Below are 25,594 nucleotides of genomic sequence, written 5' to 3'. Positions count from 1 at the left end.
CGGATTTAGACCCGGGCAGTGGGGGAAACCCGCGTCAGGCGGTGCACTCGGGCTTCCCACGGCCGCAGCACCTTGGGGTCGCCGGGTTCCCTGTAGTTACCCAGCACCAGTTCCGGACCGCCCAGATAGGCGGGCACGGGAAGCAAACCGGCGGAGACGTTGCACATGATGGTCAGCTCCTCGTTGCCCAGGCGGCGCCGGAAGGCAAAAAGCAGCGGGTCGTTGGGTTCCAGCATTTCAAAGTCCCCCAGGGATACCACCAAGGATTCGTGACGCAGCTGGATCAGCCGCTGATAGTAACGAAAAATTGACTTTTCGGAGGTCTTGTCCGCCGCGGCGTTAACGGACCGGTAATTGGGATTGACGTCGATCCAGGGTTTGCCTGCACTAAAACCCGCATTGGGGGAGTCATCCCACTGCATGGGAGTTCGGGCGTTGTCACGGCTGACCTTTCCCAGTGTGTCCAGCACATGTTCCTCGTTTATGCCCCTGGCGACCGCGTAGTCATAGTAGGCGAGCGATTCCACATCCCGATATTGGTCCAGTGACGTGAAGCCGGCATTGGTCATTCCGATTTCGTCGCCCTGGTAAATGAACGGCGTGCCGCGCTGCAGATGGATCACCGTTGCCCACAGGGTGGCTGATTCGTATCGGTACTCGGCGTCATCGCCGAAACGCGACACCGACCGGGGCTGGTCGTGGTTTCCCACATAGAGGCTGTTCCAGCCGCGGTCCGCCAGCGAGCGCTGCCACCGGTTCGCGATCGTCTTGAAGTCGCGCAGCTTCATGGGCAGGTGGTCCCACTTGCCGCCCGGCCCGTGATCCAGGCGCATGTGCTCGAACTGGAAGACCATGTCCAGCTCCCCGCGCAGGGAGTCGGTGAACAGCACCGCCTCCTCCACGGTCACGCCGTCGGTCTCGCCCACCACCAGATACTCGCTGGTCCGGAAATCGAAGACCGCCCGCATCATCTCCTGGATGAACTCGTGCACCCGGGGACCGGAGACGTAGAAAGGAGCCCCGTTCGCGTACATCCCGCCGCTTCCCACCGGGCTGTCCGGCAGGGTGGGCCGTTTGGAAATGAAGTTGATGGCGTCCATGCGGAACCCGTCAATGCCCCGGTCCAGCCACCAGTTCATCATTTCGTAGACACGGGTACGGACGCGGGTGCTTTCCCAGTTCAGGTCCGGCTGGTGGGGACTGAACAGGTGCAGGTAGTACTGCTCCGTTCGGGGGTCATATTCCCATGCGCTGCCGCCAAAGATGGATCCCCAGTTGTTCGGTTCGGCGCCCGGGTTGTCGGGAGAGAATCCCCGCCGCGGATCCCGCCAAAAGTAGGAGTCCCGCGACACGTTGCTGCGGGATGACGATGAGACCACAAAGGCCGAGTGCTCATCGGAGGTGTGGTTCACCACCAGGTCCATGATCAGTTTCATGCCGCGCCGGTGCACTTCGGCCAGCAGATGGTCGAACTCCTCTTCGGTGCCGTACAGGTGGTCGATGCGCCGGTAGTTGGAGATGTCATAACCGTTGTCATGCTGGGGAGACTGGTGGATGGGGGAGAGCCAGATGACGTCCACCCCCAGCTCGCTGAGGTAGTCCAGACGCTCAATGACACCCGTGATATCGCCGATGCCGTCCCCCGTGCTGTCCGAAAAACTCCGCGTGTAAATCTGGTAAACGACGGCGCTGGTCCACCATGCCGGCAGATACGGGTTCCTCATGGGGCGGCGGTCCTTTCGCAGGCCGGATGGGTAGAAGTTTATGTCCGCGGCAGCTCACCGAACAGGGAAGGGGAGTCTTGCGGCGTCTGCTGCCCGGAGAAAACCTGCGGCCGCCCCCCCCCGCAGGCATGAGAGAAGAGCCACACTTACCGGTCTTTGTTTCAATCTCGATTTTCGGGAGGCGTAACGTTGTTCCGCCGGTTCATCAGGGGCCTGCCCGGCACAATATCCTTCTCACCATGACCCCGGGACAAGACAACAGGAGTATGCGGTGACGCGCGGCGTTTCGGAATCCGGCCAGAGACTGTGGACCAAGGGGTTCGTCCTGGCCATCATCACCAACTTTTTCCTCTCCCTGGTGTTCTACCTGTTGATGACCACCATGGCGCTTTATGCCGTTGAGCAGTTCTCCGCCTCGGACAGCGCCGCCGGTTTTGCCTCCGGCTCCTTCGTCATCGGGGCTCTCGTGGCCCGGGTTTTCAGCGGAAAGTTCCTGGACTTCATCGGGCGGAGGCGCCTGCTGCTGGGCGGCCTGGCGGTTTTCACGGCGGCCGCCCTGCTCTATCCGCTGGCGGACAGCCTGGCCGTGTTGCTGGCCATCCGGCTGTTCCACGGTGCTGCCTTCGGTGCAGCCAGCACTTCCATTTCCGCGTCCGTCATGGGTCTGATTCCGGTCCGCCGCCGCGGAGAAGGCACCGGATACTTCGGCATCTCCACCACACTGGCCACCGCCGTCGGCCCCTTCCTGGCCGTGCTGATTGTGGACACCATGACCTACGATTTCCTGTTCCTGACCAGCGCCGCCTGCGCAGCCCTGGCCCTGGTTGTTGCCTTGATGCTTCGGCTGCCCGAACGCACGCCGACGGCGGCGGAACAGGCGCGTAAGTGGCATCTTCGCTTTGCGGACATTCTGGATCCTGCAGCCTTGCCCATTGCCTCCGTGATGTTTGTGGCAGGTGCCTCATACGCTGGCATCCTGACGTTCCTGAACTCCTATGCCAAGGAGGAGAATTTGGTGAGCGCAGCCAGCGCCTTCTTCCTGGTGTACGCCGCCGTGGTGCTGCTTTCACGGCTGTTCATGGGACGGCTGCAGGACAAGTACGGGGACAACGCCGTCATTTATCCAACGCTCGTCTCCTTCGCCGCCGGCCTGGCCATGCTGGCCTGGGCGCCCAACGGCCTGGTGCTGGCGGCGGCAGGAGTGTTTGTGGGCATCGGCTTCGGTGCCCTGGTTCCCACCGCCCAGGCCATCGCCGTGACCATGGCGCCGCCGCACCGCATTGGCCTGGCAACCTCCACCTACTTCATCATGATGGACGCCGGCGTCGGCCTCGGCCCGCTTGCCCTGGGTGCGCTGGTGTCCGTCACCGGGTTCCACGGCATGTACTGGCTGCTGGCCGGGTGCATCTTGGCCGCCACGGTGCTCTACCACTTTGTCCACGGCCATAAGCGCTACCGCCGCAGCACTGAAGTGCCGGTTGACGTACCTGCCTGACCTGCCCCCCCGCCGGTAGGCAACCGGCAGGCAACCGGCGCGTACCCACCGGCGCCGAACGGTGACGGCACCGGCATTTCCGAGTAGGTTATGGCCATGGCCGGCAAAGCAACCACCCTGACTGTCCCTGGCCCCCACGGCGAGCGCGAGATGCGCATCTCCAGTCCGGACCGCGTGCTGTGGGCCGAACAGGGGCTAACTAAGCTTGACCTCGCGCATTATGTGGCGGAGGTTGGTGACGCCTTCATCACCGCCAACGGTGACCGCCCGGTGTCACTGCAGAGATTCCCGGAAGGGATCGACGGCGAACAGTTCTTCTCGAAGAACCCGCCTAAGGGAGCACCGGACTTCATCCGCGCCGTCACCGTGACCTACCCGAGCGCCCGGTCCCACCCGCAACTGGTGCTCGACGAGCCTGCGGCTGCCGTGTGGGCCGTGCAGATGAACACTGTGGTTTTCCACCCCTGGCCGTCCCGGGCCGAGAACACCGACAATCCGGACCAGCTGCGAATAGATCTGGATCCACAGCCCGGCACCGACTTCGACGACGCCGTTCCCGCCGCGTTTGAGCTGCGTGCGGTCCTGGCCGAAGCCGGTCTGGAAGCATTCATCAAGACGTCGGGCAACCGCGGCCTTCACGTTTATGCCCCGATCACCGCCGACCACGAGTTCCTCGACGTCCGGCACGCAGTCATCGCGGCGGCACGTGAGCTTGAACGCCGCATGCCGGAGCACGTCACCACGGCCTGGTGGAAGGAAGAGCGCGGCCAGAAGATCTTTGTGGATTTCAACCAGGCCAACCGGGACCGCACCATTGCCGGTGCATACAGCCCGCGGGCACTGCCGCATGCACCGGTGTCCACTCCGCTCCGCTGGGATGAGCTGGAGAAGGCTGACCCCCGGAAGTTCACCGTCCTCACAGTCCCGGAACGCCTGCGAACGGTGGGGGACCCATGGGCAGACATGGGCTCCAGCCCCGGCAGCATTGACGTGCTGCTGCAGTGGTGGCAGCGGGACGTGGACGACGGTCTGGGAGAGATGCCGTTCCCGCCGGATTACCCCAAGATGCCCGGTGAACCGATGCGGGTCCAGCCCAGCCGTGCACGCAAAAAGGACTAGCCGTTCACGCAAGAAGGACTAGCCGTTCACGCAAGAAGGCTTAGTTTCCCGTAAAGTGGAGCGAAGGTGCGCCGGGAAGTCTGGTCGGCAACAACATTGTCGACCGCTTTTTCAGGAGCTTCCATGCCGTCCAACACCTCACCGGAGCCTCAGTCGCCCGGATCCAAGACCTCCGCTGACCGCCCCGGCGTCCTGAGCCGCGGCAGCTACAGCGAGAAAGTCCGCATCGGCGAGATCCTGCGCAAGGAAACCGTCGGCGGCATGCTGCTGGTGGCGGCCGCACTGATCGCCATCGTCTGGGCCAACTCACCGCTTTCGGACAGCTACTTTGCGCTGCGTGACTTTGAAATAGGCTACGAGCCGTGGCATCTGCAGCTGAGTCTGGGGGCCTGGGCTGCAGACGGACTTCTGGCTGTCTTCTTCTTCCTCGTGGGGCTGGAACTCAAGCGGGAGTTCGTCGCCGGCGACCTGCGGAACATCAGCAAGGCCATCGTCCCGGTGGCGGCTGCCGTGGGTGGAGTGGCGGTCCCGGCCGCGATCTATGCCGCCATCAACTGGGGTCACCCCGAAAGCCTCAACGGCTGGGCCATTCCCACCGCCACTGACATTGCCTTCGCCGTTGCCGTGCTCGCCATCATCGGCTCCCACCTGCCGTCCGCCCTGCGGATCTTCCTGCTGACCCTCGCCGTGGTTGACGACCTGCTCGCCATCACCATCATTGCCGTGTTCTACACCGAAGACCTCGAAATCACGCCGCTGCTCCTCGCCGTCGCCGGTCTTGCCCTCTATACCTTCCTGGCGCAAAAGTACCGCCGTTTCTTCGGCCTGAAAGCTTCCGCCGCGTGGTTCATCCTGCTGCCGATCGGCGTCGTCGTCTGGGCACTGGTGCATGCCTCCGGCATCCACGCCACGGTGGCCGGAGTGCTGCTGGGCTTCGCGGTACCCGTGATCCGCAGCCAGGCCAGCGGCGGTCCTGAGGCAGGCCCCGGACTCTCGGAGATCTTCGAACACCGCTTCCGCCCGCTCTCTGCCGGATTTGCGGTACCGGTTTTCGCGTTCTTCTCCGCCGGCGTCGCCGTGGGCGGCTGGGACGGCTTCATGTCCTCGCTGACCGATCCCATCTCGCTGGGCATCATTGCCGGCCTGGTGCTGGGTAAGCCCATCGGGATCCTGGGAACCACCTGGCTGCTCACCAAGCTCACCCGCGCCAAGCTGGATACGTCCTTCAAGTGGATCGATCTGTTCGGTGTGGCAGTGCTGGCCGGTATTGGTTTCACCGTCTCGCTGCTGGTCGCGGACCTGAGCTTTGGCCACGGCACCATCCCCAACGACCACGCCAAGGTGGGCATCCTGGCGGCATCGATCGTGGCCGCACTGCTCGCGTCCCTGGTGCTGACCCCGCGCAACCGGCACTACCGCACCGTCGAGGCAGAGGAAAACGTCGACGCCGATGCCGACGGCGTTCCCGACGTCTACCAGCAGGGCCGCCAGGGCTGAGGCCCCGCGCCAGGAGAATTACGGCTCCGAACGCACAGAACGGGCAGGGGCATATCCGCCGGGGACGGACGCCGCTACAGTCGGAGCACCATGCCGACTATCTCTGTGGTTATCCCGTCCCGCAACGACGCCCCCATGCTCGCTGCCTGCCTGGCTGCGCTCCAGCGGCAGACACGGCAGCCGGACGAGGTGCTGGTGGTGGACAACGGCAGCACCGATGACACGGCCGCCGTCTGTGCTGCTGCCGGCGTTCGGCGCCTGTTCCTGTCCGTTCCCGGAATCGCCGGAGCAACAGCGGCCGGGTTCGACGCAGCCTCCGGGAACCTTTTGGCCCGGCTGGATGCCGACTCGGTTCCGCCGCCTGATTGGGTTGAACGCGTGGAGAGGATCCTGGTTGCCCAGGGTCCCATGACTGCGGTGACCGGACCGGGAGATTTTTACGGCGGGAACCGGCTCACACGCTGGATTGGCGAGAACATTTACATAGCGGGCTACATTCACGTCGTCGGAGCGTTCCTGGGCCACCCGCCGCTCTTTGGATCCAACTTTGGCATATCCGCTTCGATGTGGGCGCAGCTGCGCCCGCTGGTGCACCGGGACCTGCGCCGGGTCCATGACGATCTGGACCTGAGTTACCAGATCCGCCCCTGGATGTCCGTGCTGTACGACCCGACTCTGCGGGTGGGAGTTTCAGCCCGTCCCTTCGACAGCTGGAGCGGGCTGAAGCGCCGCGTTGTCATGGCCTGGCAAACTTTCGACCTGGATTTCCGCGCCGAATCACCGCGTGCCCGCCGTCGTGCCCGCCGTCGTGCCCGCAGACGTGCCGGAATCGCTCCGCCGGATCAGCCCGCAGAAGCATAGAGCGCCAGAAGGTCACGGCTGAGCTGGTGCGGCGCGTCCTCACAGGGTCCGTGACCTGCGCCGTAGGCGGCAAAGCGGGCGCCAATGGATTCAGCGAACGAGTAATGCAGGTATTGCGGCCACACATCCGCGCGGCCCACCGCCACCAGCTTGGGCTGCGGAGCCGCCTTGAGAGCGGCACGCAGGTCCGGTGACCGCTTCATCAATCCCACAATGTCCCGGAGCGAGTCATTCCGCGTGTAGTCAAAGCGGTGACTGATGAAGTCCATGCGGGATGCCGGCACCCCGACAAAGTTCTTGCGGATGCCCCAGACGATGAGTCCGGCCTGCATCTTGTCATTGACCAGGGGGCTAAACCTGCCCACCCGGCTCACGGTGCGGAAGCTCTGGCCCGGAACCGGCGGACAGCTCAGCAGGCACAGGGAACGGAAGAGGTCAGGACGGCGGGTGAGGGCAATCTGGGACACGATGCCGGCAAAGGAGTAGCCCAGCACATGCGCCGGCCCGCTGAGCGAATCCAGGACGGTTAGGACGTCATTCACGAACAGGTCATATTCGTAGTGGCTCTGCGGCGGCGTCAAGTTCTCCGGTCCTGCCCCGGCTGACTCATACTGCCCGGCCAGGTCGAAGCTGATGACGTAGTATCCCGCAGCAGCCAGTATCGGCATCATGAGAGAAAAGTCTTCCTTGGATCCCATTGCTCCGGGCACCAGGACCACGGGTGGATCGGCCGGCGCTCCCATGGTCCGCATGGCCAGTGTTCCGCTGGGCGCTGAAAAGGGGCGGTCAACAGATCCTGCTGGGGGCATTGCCCAGTTGATCTCTCCCAGTTGGGCATCGAGCCGCTGGGCGTCGTCGAGAAGGACCGGATGTGCTTTGAGAGCTCCCCGGCCTCCGCGCACCCGTGCCAGGTTTCGCCATGCCATACGCCACAGTAACCACGGAGCATGGCCCGGGGGCAGGGAGGACGGCCAAAAGCCGGCTGTGACTGCCGGTACTTCCGTGCGGGAATGCGGCCCCGAAGCAGATAGAATCATTGTCCTGCCCGGATAATCCACGAGGAGATGACGTTGAAGTTTCCCCCCAACAAGTACGTCTACCGCAGCATCGTTTTGACCGGGATCGCCTCGACCAAGGTCTTCCGGATACCCGTCCTGCCCTCCGGCCTCGAAAACCTTCCCCGTAATGAAGAGATCCATGGGCTGACCCGGACAGCTGTTCCCGGCAAGGGCGCGGTGGTGGCCATCACTCATTTCGGTTATCTGGATTTTGTTTTCGCCGAGTATCTGGTGTGGAAGAAGCTCCGAGCACACATGCGTTTCCTGGTCACCAAAAAAGCGGCACGTAAACCCTTCGTCAAAGCCGTCTGTGAGATGTGTGAGCACATCATTGTGGACCGGTCCAACGGCGCCGCCGCTTACACGGAGTCAGTGGAGGCCCTGCGCCGCGGCGAGTATCTTGCCGTGCTCCCCGAAGCCGGCGTCAGCCGCAGCTTCAGCGTACGTAAGCTCAAGACGGGCGCGGTCCGGATGGCAGCCGAAGCCGGCGTACCCATCATCCCCGTCTCTGTCTGGGGCAGCCACCGCATGCTCACCCGCGGCGGACACGGACTTAGCCTGAAATCCGTGTGGAAGAACCCGGTGCGGATCCATGTCAGTCCAATGATGCAGGTTGCCCCTGATGCGTCGGTACCCGAAGCGACCGAGCTGCTGCAGAAAACCCTCCAGGCCGGCATGGACCACTGCATCGACACCTATCCGGTGAAACCTGAACCGGGCGCCTGGTGGATGCCCGTCAGCCGCGGCGGCAGCGCCATGACCGTGGAAGAGCAGCTCGTCCTGGATGAACAGGACCGCGAGAAGTACAAGATCACCGGCTAGCCGTCCGGCAGCTGCAGTTCCTGTTCAGGTGCGCTTCCTGTTTCAGCTGTCCAGGAAGTCCAGCAGGGCGGCGTTGACCTCGTCGGCGTGGGTCCAGAGCAGGCCGTGCGGCGCATCCTCCACCTCCACGTACCGGGCATCGGGAAGCGCCTGTGAAAACGGACGGCCGGTTGCGTCGATGGGCAGGATGTTGTCGGCAGTACCGTGCAGGATGAGGACCGGAAGCCCTGATTCCCGGACCTTAACGACGTCGTCCCGGAAATCCGTAAGCCAGGACGGCACCACGGCGTACGCCGCCCGCGGCGCGCTTCCCGCAGCCACGTTCCAGCTGCCCCGGACGGCCTCTTCGCTGATGCGGGTGCCCAGGTTTTCCGGCAGGTTGTAGAAGTCGGAAAAGAAGCTGTTGAACCAGGCAAATCGGTCTACCTGGGCGGCCGTGGCGATACCTTCAAAGACCTCGGCCGGCACGCCGGTTGGATTGTCATCGGTCTGCAGCAGGAACGGTTCCAGCGAGGCGAGGAAGGCCAGGCCACCTATTCTCTCGGTGCCGTGCCGGCCAACGTAGCGGGCGAGTTCCCCGGTGCCCATGGAGAAGCCCACCAGTACCACGTCCCGCAGGTCCAGTTCATTGATGATCGTGGAGAGATCATCGGCGAAAGTGTCGTAGTCATAGCCGGAGTTCGGGTGGCTGGACCGTCCGAATCCGCGCCGGTCATAAGTAATCACCCGGTAGCCCCCGCCCAGCAGGGCACGGGTTTGCCGCTCCCAGGAATCTCCGTCCAGCGGATAGCCGTGGATCAGCAGCACCGGCCGGCCGGACCCGTGGTCCTGGTAATGGAGGTTGATGTCTCCGGTGTTCTCGGTCCCTACTGTGACATGGGGCATGGCTGTTCCTTTCGAGGGCGACGTCATTTCGGGCTGGTGAAGACTGCAGCGTCCTGACTTTGCGCTGCGGGAGTTAACCGCCGATTCCTACGACGGCAATCATCACGGGCACGAGGGCAATAATGAGGACGGCTCCAAGAATGTCGAAGAACAGTCCGGTGCGGATCATCCGCGTGATGGGTACGGCGCCGGTTCCGTAGACAATGGCATTCTGCGGTGTGGACACCGGCAGCATGAACCCGAAGGACGCGGCGAAGGTGGCTGCCAGAGCCGGCACAAAGGGGTCGACGCCAATGGCCTGGCACAGGGGGATCACGATCGGCACGATCACCGCGGCGGAAGCGGTGTTGGACGTGGTTTCCGAGATCAGGATGGCCAGGATTGCGGAGAACGCTGTGATGGCCACGATGTTGGTGATGTTCAGGTTCTCCGAGGCGCCCTTGCCGATCGTCTCGGCAAGGCCGGTGGAGGCGAGCAGCGCACCGAAGATAATGCCGGTTCCGAAGAGCAGGATGGTGCCCCAGTCGATCTTGGCTGCGTCGGACCAGGTCAGGGTGGCCTGCCGCTGCTTCCAGTTCACGGGCAGGATAAACAGCAGGGAGGCACCGAGGACGGCCACAATTCCTTCATCCAGGCGGTCGTCCAGGAAGATGTACGCCTCGGATTCCGTGCCACCGATCAGGCTCGCGACGGCGGGGGCCAGCCACAGGGTGACGGTCACGCCGAAGGCTATGAGCGTGTTGACCTCGGCCCGTGACATTTTTCCCTGGGCCTCGCGCTGCTCGCGCACATAGTCTTCCACGCCCTCCAAGCGGCGGATTTCCGGCTTGTTCAGCAGCAGCATCACTAGGGACAGCACCACAAACATCGCCAGGCACACGGGGGCGGCAATGGCCATCCACTGGGCGAAGGAAATGCGGACACCGGTTGCTTCTTCGATCAGTCCGCGGCCAATGAGGTTCGGTGGCGACCCGACAGGCGTGAGCAGTCCGCCCACGCTGGCGCCATAGGCCAGCATCAGGAGCAGGGCGGCACCGACGCGCATCCGCAGCGGATCGAAATCAGCTTTGACGATGCCCCGGTCCTGCATCAGTTTGGCGATGACCACCAGCACACCCAGCGCGGTGGGCATCAGCATGGCGACGGTGGCGGTGTTTGAAACGAAGGCCGACAGCAGGCAGGTAATCACACCGAAGGCGATCACCACCCGATAGGTGGATTTCCCTACCCCGGGCGCGGAGAGCACGGCAAAGGCCAGGCGCTGCGCTATTCCGTGCTTGAGCATGGCCTGCGCCAGGATGAAGGCGCCGATGAAGGTGAAGATGGTGGTTGATCCGAACGGAGCCAGGACGGCACTGGCCGGGGCCACGCCCAGGATCACGATGGCTGCGACGCCAATGAGTCCGCCGATCGGGATGGGCACGGGCTCGCAGATCCACAGGACAATGACCCCCAGCAGGATTGCGGCGAGCATGTGCTGCTGTAAATCCAGGTTTAGGGGGAGCAGGGCGAAAACGACGGCGACGACGGGGGCCAGGAACAGGCCGATGGTTTGGCGGACGCGTTCAAACTTCTCCTCCCGGGGCGAGAGCGTCTGTTCGCTGAGACTGCGGAAGGTGGTGCCTCCCAAAAGCGCTGCGCGAACATCTGTGCGTTGCGGGGCGCCCGAATCCTCGGTTGGAGCCGGCTGTTGCGTATACACAATCGGGGTCCTTCCTCGTTGAATGCGTTCACTATGGCGTAGTACCTTGCGCTGCGTCCAGAACCTGTTATGCACTTTCTTGAAGAAAGAGCCAAAAGGAGCAAATGATGCGGGTACAAAAATGCTTTCGAATAGCCGCTATTCCGGCCGACGGAGTGGGTAAGGAAGTGATTGCCGCAGGCCGGCGGGTCCTGGATGCCCTGGCTGATCAGTCCGGGGGAAATCCGGACGGGAGCGCGGAAGGCTCCTTCGGGTTTGAGTGGCAGGAGTTCCCGTGGGGATCCGAGTATTACGCCGAGCACGGCCGCATGATGGATCCGGAGGGGCTTGATGTGCTGCGCGGCTTCGACGCCATTTACTTCGGAGCCGTGGGGTGGGAGAACGTTCCGGACCATGTGAGCCTGTGGGGGCTGCGGCTGAACATCACGCAGAACTTTGACCAGTGGGCCAATGTGCGCCCGGTGACATTCCTGCCGGGCATCGAGTCCCCGCTGCGCAAGGCCGACCGGGTGCCGCTGGACTGGGTGGTGGTCCGGGAGAACAGCGAAGGCGAATACGCCGGTCTGGGAGGGCGCAATCTCTCCGGCCGGGGACCGGGCAACGAAGTGGCCGTACAAACCGCGCTGTTCACGGAAAAGGGCTGCGAGCGCATCATCCGTTTCGCCTTTGACCTGGCCCGAACCCGCCCGGTGCGCAAGGTTTCCAGTGTCACCAAGTCCAATGCCCAGCAGTACGGTTCAGTGCTCTGGGACGATGTCTTTAAGCGGGTGGCTGCCGACTATCCGGATGTGAGAACCGAGAGCGTCCTGGTGGATGCGATGAGCGCCAAGTTTGTCCTGCATCCGGAGGACCTGTCAGTGGTGGTGGCATCCAACCTCTTCGCCGACATCCTCTCAGACCTTGGCTCGGCGCTCGCAGGCAGCCTGGGCCTGGCGGCGAGCGCGAACCTCAACCCGGAGCGCAGGTTCCCGTCCATGTTTGAGCCGGTGCACGGATCGGCTCCCGATATTGCCGGACGCGGGATCTGCAACCCCGTGGGAGCCATCCTGAGTGCCGCACTGATGCTGGACCATCTGGGCCTGCCCGCCGCGGCCCGGAGGCTGGAGGCCGCGGTGGCAGCAGTCACGGCCGCCGGCATCCGTACCCGCGACGTCGGCGGATCCGCGGACACCGAAGAGGTCACCAACGCCGTCATCGAGGCGCTGCGACTCACCGAGCTGTCCGGTTCGGTTTCCGGCTAACCGATCCGGCCCAGGATTTCGCGGGTGAATTCCTCGGTGCCGGCGGTGCCGCCCAGGTCCCTGGTCCGCACCGGCGAATCTGCCAGCACACCGAACACGGCTTCGAGCACCTCGGCTCCGGCCTCCGGATGCCCGAGGTGGTCCAGCATCATGGATGCGGACCAGATGGCCCCCAGCGGATTTGCCACGCCCTGGCCGTAAATGTCAGGGGCGGAGCCGTGCACGGGCTCGAACATGGAGGGGAACTCGCGCTCGGGGTTGAGGTTGGCGGAGGGGGCGATGCCGATGCTCCCGGCAATGGCCGCCGCCAGGTCGCTGAGGATGTCCCCGAACAGGTTGGAGCCAACAATCACGTCGAAGCGGGACGGGTTCAGCACCACCTTCGCGGCGAGCGCGTCAATGTGCTCCTGGTTCCACTGCACCCCGGGGTAGTCCGCCGCGCGTTCCTGCAGCAGTTCGTCCCAGAAAGGCATGGTGTGGATGATGCCGTTCGATTTGGTGGCGGAGGTCAGTACACCCCGCCTCTGGCCCGCAAGGTCAAAGGCATAATCAAGGATGCGGGTGACACCCTCGCGGGTGAAGACCGATTCCTGGATGGCCATTTCGGAAGGAAGCCCGCGGTTCAGCCGGCCGCCGATCTCCGAGTACTCGCCTTCACTGTTTTCACGCACCACCACAAAATCGACGCCGGGGTCCGTCAGCTCACTTCGCAGCGGGCTGGGAACACCGTCCAGGACCCGGATAGGGCGCAGGTTCACGTACTGCCGGAACTCGCGGCGGATGGGAATGAGCAGCCCCCACAGGCTGACATGGTCCGGCACCCCGGGCCAGCCGACCGCGCCGAGCAGAATCGAGTCGTGCCCGCGGATCTGGTCTAGTCCGTCTGCGGGCATCATGGCACCCTGCTCCAGATAGCGCTGGCAGGACCAGTCGAATTCGTCGTAGGTGAGGTCGATGCCGTGGCGGCGCGCGACGGCGTCGAGCACTGCGCGGGCAGGCGGCAGCACCTCGTGGCCAATGCCGTCGCCGGGAATGAGTGCAATGCGGTAGCGGTCAGTCATGAGCCCCATCACATCGGGAACATACCCGTAATGTCAAAGTCCGGAACAGAACGCGGTCCAGGCGTGAACTGCCCGGTGCTCCGTCATCGGTCCAGAATATGCCGCAGGTACCGGCGTGGCTCGTTCAGGTAGGACTTCCAGTTCGAAACCAGGTCCAGGTCCTCCCAGTTCCGCCGGGCAATTCCATGCTCGCCCGTTTCATAGATGGTGGCTCCCGGCAGGGAAGCCAGCACGGGGGAGTGGGTTGCGCACAGGATCTGGGAGCCATTGGCCGCCAGATCGTCCAAGACGCCGATCATGGCCAGCGTGGAGCTGAAGGACAGCGCTGCCTCCGGCTCGTCCAAGCAGTAGAAGCCGGGGGAATCCAAGTAGGTCTCGGCTACGGCGAGGAAGGACTCTCCATGGCTCATGGTGTGGAAATCGTGGCCGCCCTCAAGCTGGTCCTGGAAGGTGTAGAAACCGTGCATGGTCTCGGCCCGGAGGAAGAACCCCCACTTGGGCGCACCCGCCTGCCGGACCAGTGAAATCCAGCTGCTCAGCGGTGATTCGGTTCCGTGCGTCGAATGGGCCGAATGAACGCTGCCGCCCTCGGGCCCGAGTCCGTAGGCTGCCGCCACTGCCTCCACAAGGGTGGATTTTCCGCTTCCGTTCTCGCCCACCAGGAAGGTTACCCCCGGGGGCAGCTCCAAACCGGAGTCCACGACGGCGGCCACTGCGGGAATGTTCGCCGGCCAGCGGTCCTTCGGGATGTCTGCGTCTTGCCGCACCCGCACTTCTCGGACCAGCCGCGCATCATCAAGCCCCCGGGATTCTCGCATCCCCCCAGTCTGACATCAGTCCCGCACGAACCTCAGCTTCTGACGGCGCGGACGAGGGCTCGAAGACCGGCGAAGGCCGCCGCGCCGCCCAGAATCCAGGGTCCTGCAGCAACAAAGGGAACCACTGCCTGTTCTTTCAAATCCGCCCGGTTCCTCCCAAACCGGGAGGAGAATCCGTGGGCAGTGAATTCACTTCGCACACCCGACTCGGTCACCGGGTTGTCCGGATGCAGCGTCAGGAAGGAACGCAGGTGACTTCCGCCGGCGTCCACGCGGTCGGCGGCGATCAGGATGAGCCAGTGGGCTGCGCGGGCTTCACCGTACCGGTAGGCATACCGCCGCATCGCGCCGGAAACTCCCTTGAGCGGCACGGCGGTCCCGAACACGGGAGTCACGAACTGATGTTCGATGGAGCGTTCCCTCGGCTGTTTCTCCGGCTGCCGCTCCGGAAAGTCCCAGTGCGCACCGGTCACCAGGTCCGTGCGTTCTTTCGGCACCGAGGGTCGGTCACCTGGATCCAGGTCCGCGCCCCAGCCGGGAATACGCGCCCGCAGCTCCTCATAGGAGAACTTCCGTTTTGGCGCGCCCCCAACGTACGGGGTGCCTGGCGTTTCCGACATGGTGTTCCTCGCCTTCAGGATGCGCTGGGAATGATGAGCGGTTTGATGCAGTTATCCAGCTTGGCCGAGAACATGTGGTAGCCCTCGGCTATGTGTTCCAGGGGTATGCGGTGCGTGATAATGTCACTGGGCTTGAGGTAACCGTTGCGGATGTGCTCAAACAGGCGCGGCCACTGCCTCTTGGCCGGACACTGGTTCATCCTCAGGGTTAGTCCCTTGTTCAGGGCGTCCCCGAACTTTACGGCACTGAATATCGGACCGTAGGCTCCCACGACTGACACGGTGCCGGCCTTCCGCACGGAGTCAATGGCCCAGTTCAGGGCCACCGGAGACCCGCCCTGCAGCTTCAGCTGGGAAGCGGTGACATTCTGCAGGAAACTTCCGTCCGCCTCCGCACCGGCGGCGTCAATCACCACGTCTGCGCCAAGGTAGTCCGTCGCCTTCTTCATCTCCACCACAATGTCGTCATACTCGGCAAAGTTGTAGGTTTCGGCGTGTGCAAAAGAACGGGCCTTCTCCAGCCGGTACTCGAGGTGGTCGACGACGATGACGCGGCCGGCTCCCATCAGCCAGGAGGACTGGGCGGCGAACAGCCCCACCGGTCCGGCACCGAACACGATGACGGTGTCACCTTCCCCGATCCCGCCCAGCTGTGCACCGAAGTAGCCTGTGGCCAGGGCATCGGTCAGCAGTACTGCATCTTCCTCGTCCATCCATTCCGGAATGATGCTGGGACCGACATCGGCAAACGGAACACGGACAAACTCGGCCTGTCCGCCGTCGTACCCGCCGCAGGTGTGGGAGTAACCGTAGATGCCGCCCACCGCCGTCGCGTTGGGATTCACATTGTGGCAGTTGGAGTACAGGCCCCGCGAACAGAAATAGCAGGTGCCGCAGTAGATGTTGAACGGGACCATGACGCGGTCACCCACGCTCAGGTTCCGCACGGAGGGGCCAACCTCATGCACCACCCCCACAAACTCGTGCCCAAACGTGGTTCCCACCCGGGTATCGGGCATCATCCCGTGGTAGAGGTGCAGGTCGGACCCGCAAATGGCCGCGGCCGTTACCCGGACAATGGCATCGTTCGGGTGCTCAATGGCAGGAATGTCCTTTTCTTCGACACGGACCTTGTACGGCCCGCGGTACACCATGGAGCGCATCGTTTCCCCTTCGCAAGCGTGCTGATGGATTCCCCACCCTGCCTGCCGGCGCTGACAGCCGTCAAGGGTTGCTCCGGGCCGGGGGAGCGGTGGAATCCCGCACCACCAGTGAGGTGGCTAGTTCAACGTGGGACGATTCCAGCTCTTCGCCGTTGGCCAGGCGCAGAACGCTGCGCAGCGCAGATCGTCCCATCTCCTGCAGCGGTTGGCTCACTGATGTCAACCGCGGAACGGACTGCTCGGTGAGGTCGGTTCCGTCAAACCCCACCAGGCTGAGATCCTCCGGAACCCGGATGCCGCGACGGCGCGCCTCGTCCAGCACACCCAGGGCCGTGAGGTCGCTGGCGGCAAAAATGGCGGTGGGCGGTTCGGGAAGCGACAGCAGTTGGGCGGCACCGCTGACACCGGATTCGCGGTTGAAGGTGCCGCTGACAATGTACTCGTCCGGGACGTCGACCCCTTGCGCTCGCAGTGCGGCCAAATAACCGTGCAGCCGGGCAACGCTGCACTCGGCAGCGTCGGGGCCACCCACATAGGCGATGCGCCGGTGTCCAAGTTCAATCAGGTGTTCGGCGGCCGCTTTTCCTCCCGCCCAGTTGGTAGCTCCGATGCTGACGAATCCGGACGGCGGCGGATTCAGGGGATCTATCACCACCACGGGAATGTTGCGCCTCGCAAAGGCTTCCAACTGGCCAGTGGTGACCTCGGACGTTACGAGAATGAGTCCGCGGCGCCCCGAGTCAGCCATTCGGGAGGACCACTGACGGTGGTCGGTGCTTTTGAGCTTCCCCGGGGTGACCGTGCTGAGAACCACCTCGACGTTCTCGGTCGAAGCTGCGCTGGTGATGCCCGTCAGGACGGCGAGCGAGTAGGACGTATTGAGCCCGTCAAAGACCAGGTCCACCAGGCCCGGAGCACTGCTGCGCAGCCGGCGCTGGACGGGCGACTCATAGCCCAGCCTGCCCAGCGCTGCCTGCACCCGTTCCCGGGTGGGCCCGGCTACGTCATCGCGGCCGTAAATGACCTTGGAAACGGTCGGAACGGAGACCCCGGCCAGTTCGGCCACCTGGGCCAGTGTGGGTTTCTCGGCATGGACCCGATTCACTGTGGTGCTCCTTTGCGAAAGTTTTCGACGTCAGAAGACTGAGCGAAAGTCCTCATATGTGTCAAGAGCGCAGGATTTGGGGATAAAAAACCGCTTGACGAGTGATAAAGATCACAGTAGCTTACTGGGCAACGCGCAGAGAGCACCTATGAAAGTTTCGAAAGTTTTCGCTCGCGGTGCGTGCAGGACTAATCCGCCGCCGCAGCGACGCGGCTCTTTTCAACGGAGATAAGAATGGAACAGAAGCTAGCATCACGCCGGTCCTTCCTTTCGCTGGCGGCCCTGGTGCCCATCGCCGCCTACACGCTCACGGCCTGCGGTTCATCCGGACCCGGGGACACGTCCTCGGGCGGAGCCAGCATCTGGTCGCTGAGCGGACAGCCTGACGAGGGGATCCGGCAGGCCACCGTGGACGCCTTCAACGAGGCTAATTCAGACAGCCCCATCAAGATCACGTACTTCCAGAACGATGCCTACAAGACCAAGATCAAGACGGCCATCGGCGCGGGCCAGGCACCCACCATTATTTACGGCTGGGGCGGCGGCACGCTGCGCACTTATGCCGAGGCCGGTCAGGTGGAGGATCTTTCGTCCTGGTTCGAGGAGAATCCGGACGTCAAAAACCGGTTGCTCGACTCAACGTTCGGTGCAGCCACGGTTGACGGCAAGATTTACGCCATTCCCACACAGACCGTCACGCCCATCATCTTCTACTACAACAAGGAATTGTTCGATCAGGCCGGCGCCGAGCCGCCCGCCACCTGGGATGACCTGATGGCCCTGACCAAGACGTTCAATGACATGGGCGTAGCCCCGCTGTCCCTGGGCGGCCAGTCCCGCTGGACCTCCATGATGTGGCTCGAATACCTGTACGACCGGGTGGGTGGCCCCGAGGTCTTTACCGCCATTTACGATGGCGAGCCCGACGCCTGGTCACATCCGGCCGCCATACAGGCCACCATCATGATCCAGGACCTGGTCAAGGCCAACGGGTTTATTAAGGGCTTCACCTCCATCACTGCCGACAGCAACGCGGATCAGGCACTGCTGTACACCAACAAGGCGGCCATGATGCTTCACGGCGGATGGACCTACGGCGGAATGAAGAACGACGGCGCCGGTTTCGTTGAGGACGGAAAGCTCGGCTGGATCAATTTCCCCACCGTCGACGGGGGAACCGGCGATCCGGCGAACACCGTGGGCAACCCCGCCGGCTACCAGTCCATCTCCTCCAAAGCCAGTGACAGCGAAAAGGAAGCAGCCAAAAAGTACTTCAAGGAAGGCCTGCTCACCGACACCGAAATCGATGCCTACATTGCAACCGGTTCCGTTCCGATCGTGAAGGACATCGAGGACAAGCTGGCACAGTCCGAGGACAAGGATTTCCTGAGCTTCCAGTACGAGCTGACGAAAAATGCACCGAACTTCCAGCAGTCATGGGACCAGGCACTGAGCCCCACCGCAGCTGAAGCGCTTCTGAGCAACATCGACCAGCTGTTCCTGCTTTCGATCACCCCCGAGCAGTTCGCGTCCAACATGAATGCGACGCTGGGTACATGATCGCCGCCGTTCCCCCTGCTGCGCTGCCGGCGGCGGGCCGCGGCTCAAAGGTGCAGGGGCAGGGCGTCAGCCGCGGCAAGACCGGACGCCTGTGGTGGCTGGTCCTGCCCGCCCTGTTCTTCTTTGTGGTCTTCGCCGTCGTTCCCCTCATTGGCGTCTTTGTCCTGAGCTTTGCCAACTGGGACGGCATCGGTGCCATCTCCCTGGCCGGCGTCGGCAACTGGCTTTCAGTGCTGGGTGACCCCGTGATGCACAATGCCCTGCGGCTGACCTTCCTGATCATGATCATCTCCTGGCTGGTCCAAACTCCGCTGAGCCTGCTGCTGGGGGTTTTCACCGCCGGAAGCCAGCGGTACAGGGCACTACTCGCCGTCCTGTACTTCTTGCCGCTGCTGTTGTCCTCGGCGGCCATCGCAATTGCGTTCAAGGCGTTGCTCGATCCCAACTTTGGCCTGGCCGAAGGCTTGGGGCTGCCATTCCTTGCACAGGACTGGCTGGGGCGGCCGCAGCTGGTGCTTTTTGTGGTGATCTTCGTCATCGCCTGGCAATTCGTTCCCTTCCACACACTGATTTACCAGGGCGGGGTGCGGCAGATACCCAAATCCCTTTACGAGGCAGCGGAGATTGACGGCGCCGGCAAGGTGAAGCAGTTCTTCCACATCACCCTCCCGCAGCTGAAGTACACCATCATCACCTCCTCCACCCTGATGGTGGTGGGATCCCTCACGTACTTCGACCTCATCTTTGTTCTGACGGCGGGCGGGCCGGGCAACTCCACCCGCATCCTGGCACTGGACATGTACCTCACGGGCTTCCGGGCCAACCTCATGGGTCCCGCCAGCGTCCTGGCAGTGATCCTGGTGCTCATCGGGCTGGCCCTGGCGCTGGCGCTGCAGCGGCTCGGCGGCAAGGGTTCCAGCGGCAGCCAACTGGAAGGCATGTGAGATGACAGCAACAGCAACCAAGCCGGAGTCTCCCGTACCCGCCCGTGTCCCTTCACCCCCGCGCAGGGGACAGCGCTGGAGAAAGCTGAACTATGCCGGCGGACTGGCCGGCTGGATCTGGCTGGCCATTATTATCATCCCGGTCTACTACGTGGTGATCACCAGCCTGAAAACCTCGGCCGGATACTTCTCGCAAAATCCCCTGGCCGTGCCGTCCTCGCCCACACTGGAAAACTACCGGATGGTGCTTGAGGCGGACTTCGCCAAGTACTTCATGAACAGTGCCATCATCACCATCGGCGCAGTCGTTCCGGCGGTGGCCGTATCCTTCATGGCGTCCTTCGCCATTGTGCGGGGCAACAGCAGATTCCTCCGGTTCTCAAACGGCTTGTTCCTCCTGGGTCTGGCGATCCCCCTGCAGGCGACGATCATCCCGATCTACCTGATGATCATCCGGCTGAACCTCTATGACACGCTGCTCGCCCTGGTCCTGCCATCCATCGCCTTTTCCATTCCGCTGACGGTCCTCATCCTGTCGAACTTCATCCGCGACGTGCCAAACGAGTTGTTCGAGTCAATGCGCCTGGACGGGTGCAGCGAGTGGCAAACCATGTGGCGCCTGGCCCTGCCGCTGACCAAACCCGCCATCGTCACGGTGAGCATCTACAACGCGCTGGGAGTCTGGAACGGTTTCCTGCTGCCGCTGATCCTCACCCAGAGTCCGGACCTCCGCGTCCTGCCTCTGGCCCTGTGGAGTTTCCAGGGCCAATACAGCGTCAATATTCCTGCGGTGCTGGCTTCAGTGGTCCTGACCACCCTACCCATCCTGGTGCTCTACATTGTTGGACGCCGACAGCTGCTGAGCGGGCTGACCGCAGGGTTCAGCAAGTAACTGAAGGGAACCTCTATGCCCAAGGCAGAACATCCACCGCTCCGGATCGGAATGGTTGGCTACGCCTTTATGGGTGCTGCCCATTCACACGCATGGCGCACTGCCCACCGTTTCTTCGATCTGCCGCTGACACCGCAGCTCACGGCTGTGGCCGGACGCAACGCCGCAGCTGCGGAGGAGGCCGCAGCACGCATGGGCTGGGCCTCCACGGAAACTGATTGGCGGGCGCTCATCGAACGGGATGACATCGACCTGATCGACATCTGCTCGCCCGGTAACACCCATGCCGAGATTGCGGTTGCCGCCCTGCGCGCGGGGAAACACGTATTGTGCGAAAAACCGCTGGCCAACACGGTCGCAGAAGCCGAGGGGATGGCGGCCGCCGCACAGGAGGCGGCACGCAACGGGGTCTTTGCCATGTGCGGGTATTCGTACCGGCGTACGCCGGCACTGGCACTGGCGAAGCGGATGGTCGACGACGGCCGGCTGGGGAAGATCCGCCAGGTGCGGGCACAGTACCTCCAGGACTGGCTCAGCGATGAAAACGCGCCGCTGACCTGGCGGCTGGACCGGGAGGTGTCGGGATCCGGCGCGCTGGGTGACATTGGCGCGCACATCATTGACGCAGCGCAGTTTGTCACCGGACAGCAGATCACCGGGGTCTCCGCCCTGCTGGAGACATTCACCCGGCGCCGTCCGGTTGGCGGGGACCTCGTTGGGCTTGGCGGGCACGGTGCCGCCGGAGAGGACCAGCCCATGGGGGACGTGAGCGTGGATGACGCCGCCATCTTCACCGCCCGTTTCGACGGCGGACCAATCGGCGTCTTCGAGGCCACCCGCGCGGCCCTGGGCCGCAAGAATGCCATGCGCCTGGAAGTGAACGGATCGCAGGGCTCCCTGGCCTTCGATTTTGAGGACATGAACTTCCTTCAGTTCTACGACGGAACCGACCGCCCGGGAGAACAGGGTTTCCACCGCATTATGGTCACGGAGCCGGAGCACCCCTACGTCGGCAATTGGTGGCCCACCGGCCATGGGTTGGGTTATGAGCACGGTTTCACACATCAGGCGGCGGACCTGGTGGCGGCGCTCGCCGCCGGTACACAGCCCGCGCCGTCGTTCGCCGATGCCCTCCAGGTGCAGCGCGTACTCGCTGCCGTCGAGGAAAGTGCGGCTGATGACAGCCGCTGGACAGCGGTGGACGCAAACGCGCACTCCGCCGCCGGAGCCGCCCTGAAAACTACGACAGAGGAGATCCGATGACCCGCCCCATCACGCTGTTCACCGGCCAGTGGGCCGACCTTCCGTTCGAAGAAGTTGCCCGGCTGGCGGGCGAGTGGGGTTTTGACGGCCTTGAAATCGCCTGCTGGGGGGACCACCTGGATGTTTGGCGGGCCGTGGAGGATGACGAATACCTGCAGGACCGGCTCGACATCCTCAAGCGCAACAATCTGAGTGTCCATGCCATCTCGAACCACCTCAACGGACAGGCCGTCTGCGACGATCCGATTGATGAACGGCACCAGGGAATTGTTTCGGCCCGGGTCTGGGGCGACGGGGAGGCGGAAGGCGTGCGCACCCGCGCCGCTGAAGAACTCAAGATGACCGCACGGGCCGCAGCCCGCCTCGGAGTAAAGACGGTGACGGGCTTCACCGGATCAGCCATCTGGAAGACGGTGGCAATGTTCCCGCCGGTGCCCGAGGGCATGATCGATCGCGGTTATCAGGATTTTGCCGACCGCTGGAATCCCATCATTGACGTTTTTGACGAGGTGGGCGTCCGCTTTGCCCTCGAGGTCCACCCGTCCGAGATTGCTTACGACTACTGGACGGCACACCGGACCCTGGAAGCGATCGGCCACCGGGAAGGCTTCGGGCTGAACTTCGATCCCTCCCATTTCATCTGGCAGGACCTTGATCCCGCGGCGTTCCTCTACGACTTCAGTGACCGGATCTACCACGTCCACGTCAAGGAATCGGTGAAACAGCTGGATGGCCGCAACGGCCGGCTGGGATCACATCTGCAGTGGGGTGATCCGCGCCGCGGCTGGGATTTTGTCACGGCAGGACACGGTGATGTTCCGTGGGAGCGCATTTTCCGCATGCTGAACGCCATCGGTTATAACGGCCCGACGAGCGTGGAATGGGAGGACGCCGGCATGGACCGTTTGGTGGGCGGCCCATCCGCCCTGGCACTGGTGAAATCCCTCGCACAGATCATTCCGCCGGACGCCGCCTTCGATTCAGCTTTTGCAACCAAGTAAAGGACGATCTGCCATGAGCACCACACGTCAGGCCCTGGTTGTCCGGGGCGGCTGGGACGGCCATCAGCCCGTTGAAGCCACCGAGCTTTTCCTGCCGCACCTAAGGCAAAGCGGATTCGACATCCGGATTGAGGAATCCCCCAAGATCTACGCCGACGCCTCTTACATGGCCGGGGTGGACCTGATCGTCCAATGCAACACCATGAACACCATTGAGCGGGAGGAGTTCGAGGGGTTGCGCGCCGCCATCGAGGCCGGGACGGGGATGTCCGGCTGGCACGGCGGCATTGCTGATTCCTACCGCAACAGCTCGGATTACCTGCACCTGATCGGCGGACAGTTCGCCTGCCACCCCGGCAAGCATCCGGACGAGCGCATAGGGGAGGCGTCGGACAACTTCATCGACTACACGGTGAACATGCTGCCGGCAGCAGCTGACCATCCCATTACCGCCGGGCTCTCCGATTTCAGCCTGCGCACGGAGCAGTACTGGGTGCTTACCGACGACTACATCGATGTCCTCGCCACCACCACGCTTCCGGCACGGGAATGGGATGCCTGGCATCGCCCGGTGACCTGCCCGGCAGTGTGGACGCGGCAGTGGGGCGAGGGCAGGATCTTCGTGGCGACTCCGGGGCACTCGGTGGAGGTCCTGCGGGATCCGAGCGTCTCAACCATCATTGAGAGGGGCATGCTGTGGGCCAGCCGCTAACCAACGATTCAACAGGTGCAGCTCCGATGAGGATTGGCATGGTGGGTTGCGGAAATATCAGCGCAGCTTACCTGGAGACCTTTCCGCGGCTGGACGCTGTCACCCTGACGGCTGTTGCGGACCTCGACATGGACCGCGCGCAGGCCGTAGCCGCAGCCCACCCCGGGGTCCGGGCTCTGACCGTGGACGAACTGCTGTCCGACGACGCCGTTGACCTGGTCTTGAACCTCACCATTCCGGCAGCCCATGCAGAAGTTGCGCTCAAAGCCATTGCGGCGGGCAAACACGTGTATGGCGAGAAGCCGTTGGCAGCGGGCACCGCAGAGGGGCAGTCGATGCTGGCGGCGGCGGAAGCAGCCGGCGTGATCCTGGGATCAGCCCCTGATACTGTGCTCGGCACGGGAACCCAGACCGCACGCAAGGCCATTGACGACGGGCTGATCGGCAAGCCGATCTCGGCGACCGCCACCATGGTGACACCGGGGCATGAGCGGTGGCACCCGAACCCTGACTTCTACTACGTTCCCGGTGGAGGACCCTTGCTGGACATGGGCCCCTACTATGTCTCCGCACTGGTGACGCTGCTCGGTCCGGTGACCTCCGTCGTCGGCGCATCGAGCAGCACCCGCAATACCCGGGTCATTGGTTCCGGCCCGCGCACGGGGGAAGAGATTCCGGTCAGCACTCCCACGCACGTAACGGGGGTGCTGATCCATGCTTCCGGTGCACTGTCCACGCTGGTCATGAGTTTCGACGCGGTGGCGACCCGTGCCGCCAACATTGAGGTCCACGGGGAAACCGGATCACTGGTGGTGCCTGATCCCAACCGGTTCGACGGGGAAGTCCAACTGCGCCGGCTCGACGGCGAGGAATGGGAGGTGGTGCCCGTATCCGCCGGTTACCAGGACGCGTCGCGGGGGATTGGCCTCCAGGACCTGGCCCAAACACCGGCCGGGGAACTGCCTCGGGCCAGCGGGGAAATGGGCTTCCACGTTCTCGAGGTCATGGAAGCGGTCCTTGCTTCCGCAGAAGCGGGAACCGCACTGCCGATCAGCAGCACATGTGAGCGTCCACCCGCCGTCGCGCTTTCCCTGTCCGGAGGAGTGGAGGCAGTCTCCGGTTCCTAGTAAAGGGTGATTCGAACATATGTTCTAGTTGTTGTGTCGAGGGGGCGAGGGTATGCCTGCGGCACCCCAGTTGTACCCGAACCTCGCTACGCAGTGCCAGATCTGCTTCAGCGTCTGCCGGTCGAAACGCTGGTCCCTGACGGCCCGCCCGACAGTGCGGGGATCAAGCCATCCGTCTTCAGCGATGCTTTGGCCGGCGGAGACGATAGTCCGGCCGCGATACTCCGCGTGCTGTTCCAGTTCATCGGCACTGAGGCGGAAGCCCTCGTGCCACTCGACGGGGCACGGCAGCCGGCGGGCAGCCGCCTCGACCTCCGTGCCGCGGTAGGAGGGGTCCAGCACCAGCGCTGCAATATGACTGTTGAGCTGCAGCGGGCCGTGGATGTGCGCTTCGATGTGGTCGTCCAGCACATCAAGCCCGGACTCCCCTGAGTACTCTGCCGCCACACCAACCAACGGCATCCGGTTCATCGTTCCAAAATGCTCCGGCTCGGTGCTGCTGTCCGGGAAGCAGAAGGTCAGCCGCTCATATTCCGAGTGCTTGAGCCGGAAATGGGAGGAGCCGAACCGAACGGATCCACCCACAGGGAGCCTGCGGTAATTGAGCGAACCGTATTTGGGCCGCTCGGCTGCCGGGGCGCTGTCATAAGCTCCGCCGAACATACGCTGTTCCCAGCGCCAGCGCTCGCCGCCTGGCCATGCCGTGAGCCCGCCGTTTCCCGTGCCGGTTTCAAACTGCGACCGGTAGAGACCATCCTTCACCAGGCGTTCCAGCAGGGAGACGTCATTGACCGGAGAATCAGGATGGAAATGAATGGTTACATCCAGGGATAGATCAAGCGGAGGTCCTGCTGTTCGGCTGTTGACATAGTCGACGGCCTGCTCCCATGGGCGCCGAAGAACGGTCGTTGATTCTGCCATGGG

At 63.5% G+C, this 25,594-nt stretch carries 23 protein-coding genes; 13 read left to right on the top strand and 10 right to left on the bottom strand.

Annotated elements, in window-relative coordinates:
- Nucleotides 1-5 precede the first annotated feature (5 nt).
- Complete coding sequence (locus CXR00_RS09715) at nucleotides 6-1,724, bottom strand: alpha-glucosidase (protein ID WP_104054303.1); 1,719 nt, start codon at nucleotides 1,722-1,724, stop codon at nucleotides 6-8.
- Nucleotides 1,725-1,995: 271 nt separating this feature from the next.
- On the opposite strand from CXR00_RS09715, the gene CXR00_RS09710 reads away from it, so the two are divergent.
- The 4 genes from CXR00_RS09710 to CXR00_RS09695 all read left to right on the top strand — a co-directional run bounded on the left by CXR00_RS09710 (nucleotide 1,996) and on the right by CXR00_RS09695 (nucleotide 6,696).
- Nucleotides 1,996-3,219 carry an MFS transporter gene (locus CXR00_RS09710; RefSeq protein ID WP_237688567.1) on the top strand — a complete coding sequence of 408 codons (1,224 nt, stop codon included), beginning with the start codon at nucleotides 1,996-1,998 and terminating at the stop codon, nucleotides 3,217-3,219.
- Between the two features lie 96 nt (nucleotides 3,220-3,315).
- Nucleotides 3,316-4,338 carry a non-homologous end-joining DNA ligase gene (gene ligD / locus CXR00_RS09705; protein ID WP_181032283.1) on the top strand — a complete coding sequence of 341 codons (1,023 nt, stop codon included), beginning with the start codon at nucleotides 3,316-3,318 and terminating at the stop codon, nucleotides 4,336-4,338.
- Nucleotides 4,339-4,461: 123 nt separating this feature from the next.
- Nucleotides 4,462-5,835 (top strand): Na+/H+ antiporter NhaA, encoded by a 1,374-nt coding sequence (nhaA, locus tag CXR00_RS09700; protein ID WP_104054302.1) that lies wholly within the window; start codon nucleotides 4,462-4,464, stop codon nucleotides 5,833-5,835.
- 90 nt (nucleotides 5,836-5,925) lie between these two features.
- Nucleotides 5,926-6,696 (top strand): glycosyltransferase family A protein, encoded by a 771-nt coding sequence (locus tag CXR00_RS09695; protein WP_104054301.1) that lies wholly within the window; start codon nucleotides 5,926-5,928, stop codon nucleotides 6,694-6,696.
- Here the strand turns inward: CXR00_RS09695 and CXR00_RS09690 are convergent.
- The gene (locus CXR00_RS09690) at nucleotides 6,678-7,622 is read right to left on the bottom strand and encodes an alpha/beta fold hydrolase (RefSeq protein ID WP_104054300.1); all 945 of its coding nucleotides are present in this window, start codon (nucleotides 7,620-7,622) and stop codon (nucleotides 6,678-6,680) included. The genes CXR00_RS09695 and CXR00_RS09690 overlap by 19 nt on opposite strands.
- Before the next feature lie 144 nt (nucleotides 7,623-7,766).
- Here CXR00_RS09690 and CXR00_RS09685 point away from each other — a divergent pair, with 144 nt between their 5' ends.
- Nucleotides 7,767-8,576, top strand: a complete 810-nt coding sequence (locus CXR00_RS09685) for a 1-acyl-sn-glycerol-3-phosphate acyltransferase (protein WP_258060356.1) — start codon at nucleotides 7,767-7,769, stop codon at nucleotides 8,574-8,576.
- A gap of 42 nt (nucleotides 8,577-8,618) precedes the next feature.
- On the opposite strand, the gene CXR00_RS09680 is transcribed toward CXR00_RS09685, so the two are convergent.
- Both CXR00_RS09680 and CXR00_RS09675 read right to left on the bottom strand, forming a co-directional pair.
- Nucleotides 8,619-9,461 carry an alpha/beta fold hydrolase gene (locus tag CXR00_RS09680; RefSeq protein WP_104054298.1) on the bottom strand — a complete coding sequence of 281 codons (843 nt, stop codon included), beginning with the start codon at nucleotides 9,459-9,461 and terminating at the stop codon, nucleotides 8,619-8,621.
- A 73-nt stretch (nucleotides 9,462-9,534) separates the two neighbouring features.
- Nucleotides 9,535-11,163, bottom strand: coding sequence for a DASS family sodium-coupled anion symporter (locus CXR00_RS09675; protein WP_104054297.1), 1,629 nt, complete (start codon nucleotides 11,161-11,163; stop codon nucleotides 9,535-9,537).
- 107 nt (nucleotides 11,164-11,270) lie between these two features.
- On the opposite strand from CXR00_RS09675, the gene CXR00_RS09670 reads away from it, so the two are divergent.
- Nucleotides 11,271-12,404 carry a tartrate dehydrogenase gene (locus CXR00_RS09670; protein WP_104054296.1) on the top strand — a complete coding sequence of 378 codons (1,134 nt, stop codon included), beginning with the start codon at nucleotides 11,271-11,273 and terminating at the stop codon, nucleotides 12,402-12,404.
- Here CXR00_RS09670 and CXR00_RS09665 read toward each other — a convergent pair.
- The 5 genes from CXR00_RS09665 to CXR00_RS09645 form a co-directional block, all read right to left on the bottom strand.
- The gene (locus CXR00_RS09665; protein WP_104054830.1) at nucleotides 12,401-13,465 is read right to left on the bottom strand and encodes a tartrate dehydrogenase; all 1,065 of its coding nucleotides are present in this window, start codon (nucleotides 13,463-13,465) and stop codon (nucleotides 12,401-12,403) included. The genes CXR00_RS09670 and CXR00_RS09665 overlap by 4 nt on opposite strands.
- An 83-nt stretch (nucleotides 13,466-13,548) precedes the next feature.
- Nucleotides 13,549-14,283 carry an AAA family ATPase gene (locus CXR00_RS09660; RefSeq protein WP_104054295.1) on the bottom strand — a complete coding sequence of 245 codons (735 nt, stop codon included), beginning with the start codon at nucleotides 14,281-14,283 and terminating at the stop codon, nucleotides 13,549-13,551.
- A gap of 32 nt (nucleotides 14,284-14,315) precedes the next feature.
- Nucleotides 14,316-14,903 carry a hypothetical protein gene (locus tag CXR00_RS09655; protein ID WP_104054294.1) on the bottom strand — a complete coding sequence of 196 codons (588 nt, stop codon included), beginning with the start codon at nucleotides 14,901-14,903 and terminating at the stop codon, nucleotides 14,316-14,318.
- 14 nt (nucleotides 14,904-14,917) lie between these two features.
- The gene (locus CXR00_RS09650; RefSeq protein WP_104054293.1) at nucleotides 14,918-16,066 is read right to left on the bottom strand and encodes a zinc-dependent alcohol dehydrogenase; all 1,149 of its coding nucleotides are present in this window, start codon (nucleotides 16,064-16,066) and stop codon (nucleotides 14,918-14,920) included.
- Nucleotides 16,067-16,127: 61 nt separating this feature from the next.
- Nucleotides 16,128-17,171 carry a LacI family DNA-binding transcriptional regulator gene (locus CXR00_RS09645; RefSeq protein WP_104054292.1) on the bottom strand — a complete coding sequence of 348 codons (1,044 nt, stop codon included), beginning with the start codon at nucleotides 17,169-17,171 and terminating at the stop codon, nucleotides 16,128-16,130.
- 234 nt (nucleotides 17,172-17,405) lie between these two features.
- On the opposite strand from CXR00_RS09645, the gene CXR00_RS09640 reads away from it, so the two are divergent.
- Genes CXR00_RS09640 through CXR00_RS09610 form a run of 7 tightly spaced genes read left to right on the top strand, consistent with a single transcriptional unit; the run spans nucleotide 17,406 to nucleotide 24,670 of the window.
- A complete protein-coding gene (locus CXR00_RS09640) occupies nucleotides 17,406-18,731 on the top strand; it encodes an ABC transporter substrate-binding protein (RefSeq protein ID WP_104054291.1) in 1,326 nt (441 codons plus the stop codon).
- A complete protein-coding gene (locus tag CXR00_RS09635; RefSeq protein WP_104054290.1) occupies nucleotides 18,728-19,675 on the top strand; it encodes a carbohydrate ABC transporter permease in 948 nt (315 codons plus the stop codon). The genes CXR00_RS09640 and CXR00_RS09635 overlap by 4 nt, the downstream gene beginning before the upstream one ends.
- A gap of 1 nt (nucleotide 19,676) precedes the next feature.
- Nucleotides 19,677-20,567, top strand: coding sequence for a carbohydrate ABC transporter permease (locus CXR00_RS09630; RefSeq protein ID WP_104054289.1), 891 nt, complete (start codon nucleotides 19,677-19,679; stop codon nucleotides 20,565-20,567).
- A gap of 15 nt (nucleotides 20,568-20,582) precedes the next feature.
- Nucleotides 20,583-21,830: a Gfo/Idh/MocA family protein gene (locus CXR00_RS09625; RefSeq protein WP_104054288.1), complete on the top strand. Its 1,248-nt coding sequence runs from the start codon at nucleotides 20,583-20,585 to the stop codon at nucleotides 21,828-21,830.
- Nucleotides 21,827-22,831, top strand: coding sequence for a sugar phosphate isomerase/epimerase (locus CXR00_RS09620; RefSeq protein ID WP_104054287.1), 1,005 nt, complete (start codon nucleotides 21,827-21,829; stop codon nucleotides 22,829-22,831). Before CXR00_RS09625 ends, CXR00_RS09620 begins: the two co-directional genes overlap by 4 nt.
- A gap of 13 nt (nucleotides 22,832-22,844) precedes the next feature.
- Entirely contained in the window at nucleotides 22,845-23,543 is a 699-nt protein-coding gene (locus CXR00_RS09615) for a ThuA domain-containing protein (protein WP_104054286.1), read from the top strand.
- A 26-nt stretch (nucleotides 23,544-23,569) separates the two neighbouring features.
- Nucleotides 23,570-24,670, top strand: coding sequence for a Gfo/Idh/MocA family protein (locus CXR00_RS09610; protein ID WP_104054285.1), 1,101 nt, complete (start codon nucleotides 23,570-23,572; stop codon nucleotides 24,668-24,670).
- A 24-nt stretch (nucleotides 24,671-24,694) separates the two neighbouring features.
- Here CXR00_RS09610 and CXR00_RS09605 read toward each other — a convergent pair whose 3' ends face one another.
- On the bottom strand, nucleotides 24,695-25,591 hold the full coding sequence (locus CXR00_RS09605; RefSeq protein WP_104054284.1) for a DUF3626 domain-containing protein: 897 nt from the start codon (nucleotides 25,589-25,591) through the stop codon (nucleotides 24,695-24,697).
- Nucleotides 25,592-25,594 lie beyond the last annotated feature (3 nt).

The sequence above is a fragment of the Arthrobacter sp. 9E16 genome, from assembly GCF_002929435.1.
Classification (GTDB): Bacteria; Actinomycetota; Actinomycetes; order Actinomycetales; family Micrococcaceae; genus Arthrobacter_B; species Arthrobacter_B sunyaminii.
This window is presented reverse-complemented; position numbering and strand designations above follow the sequence as displayed.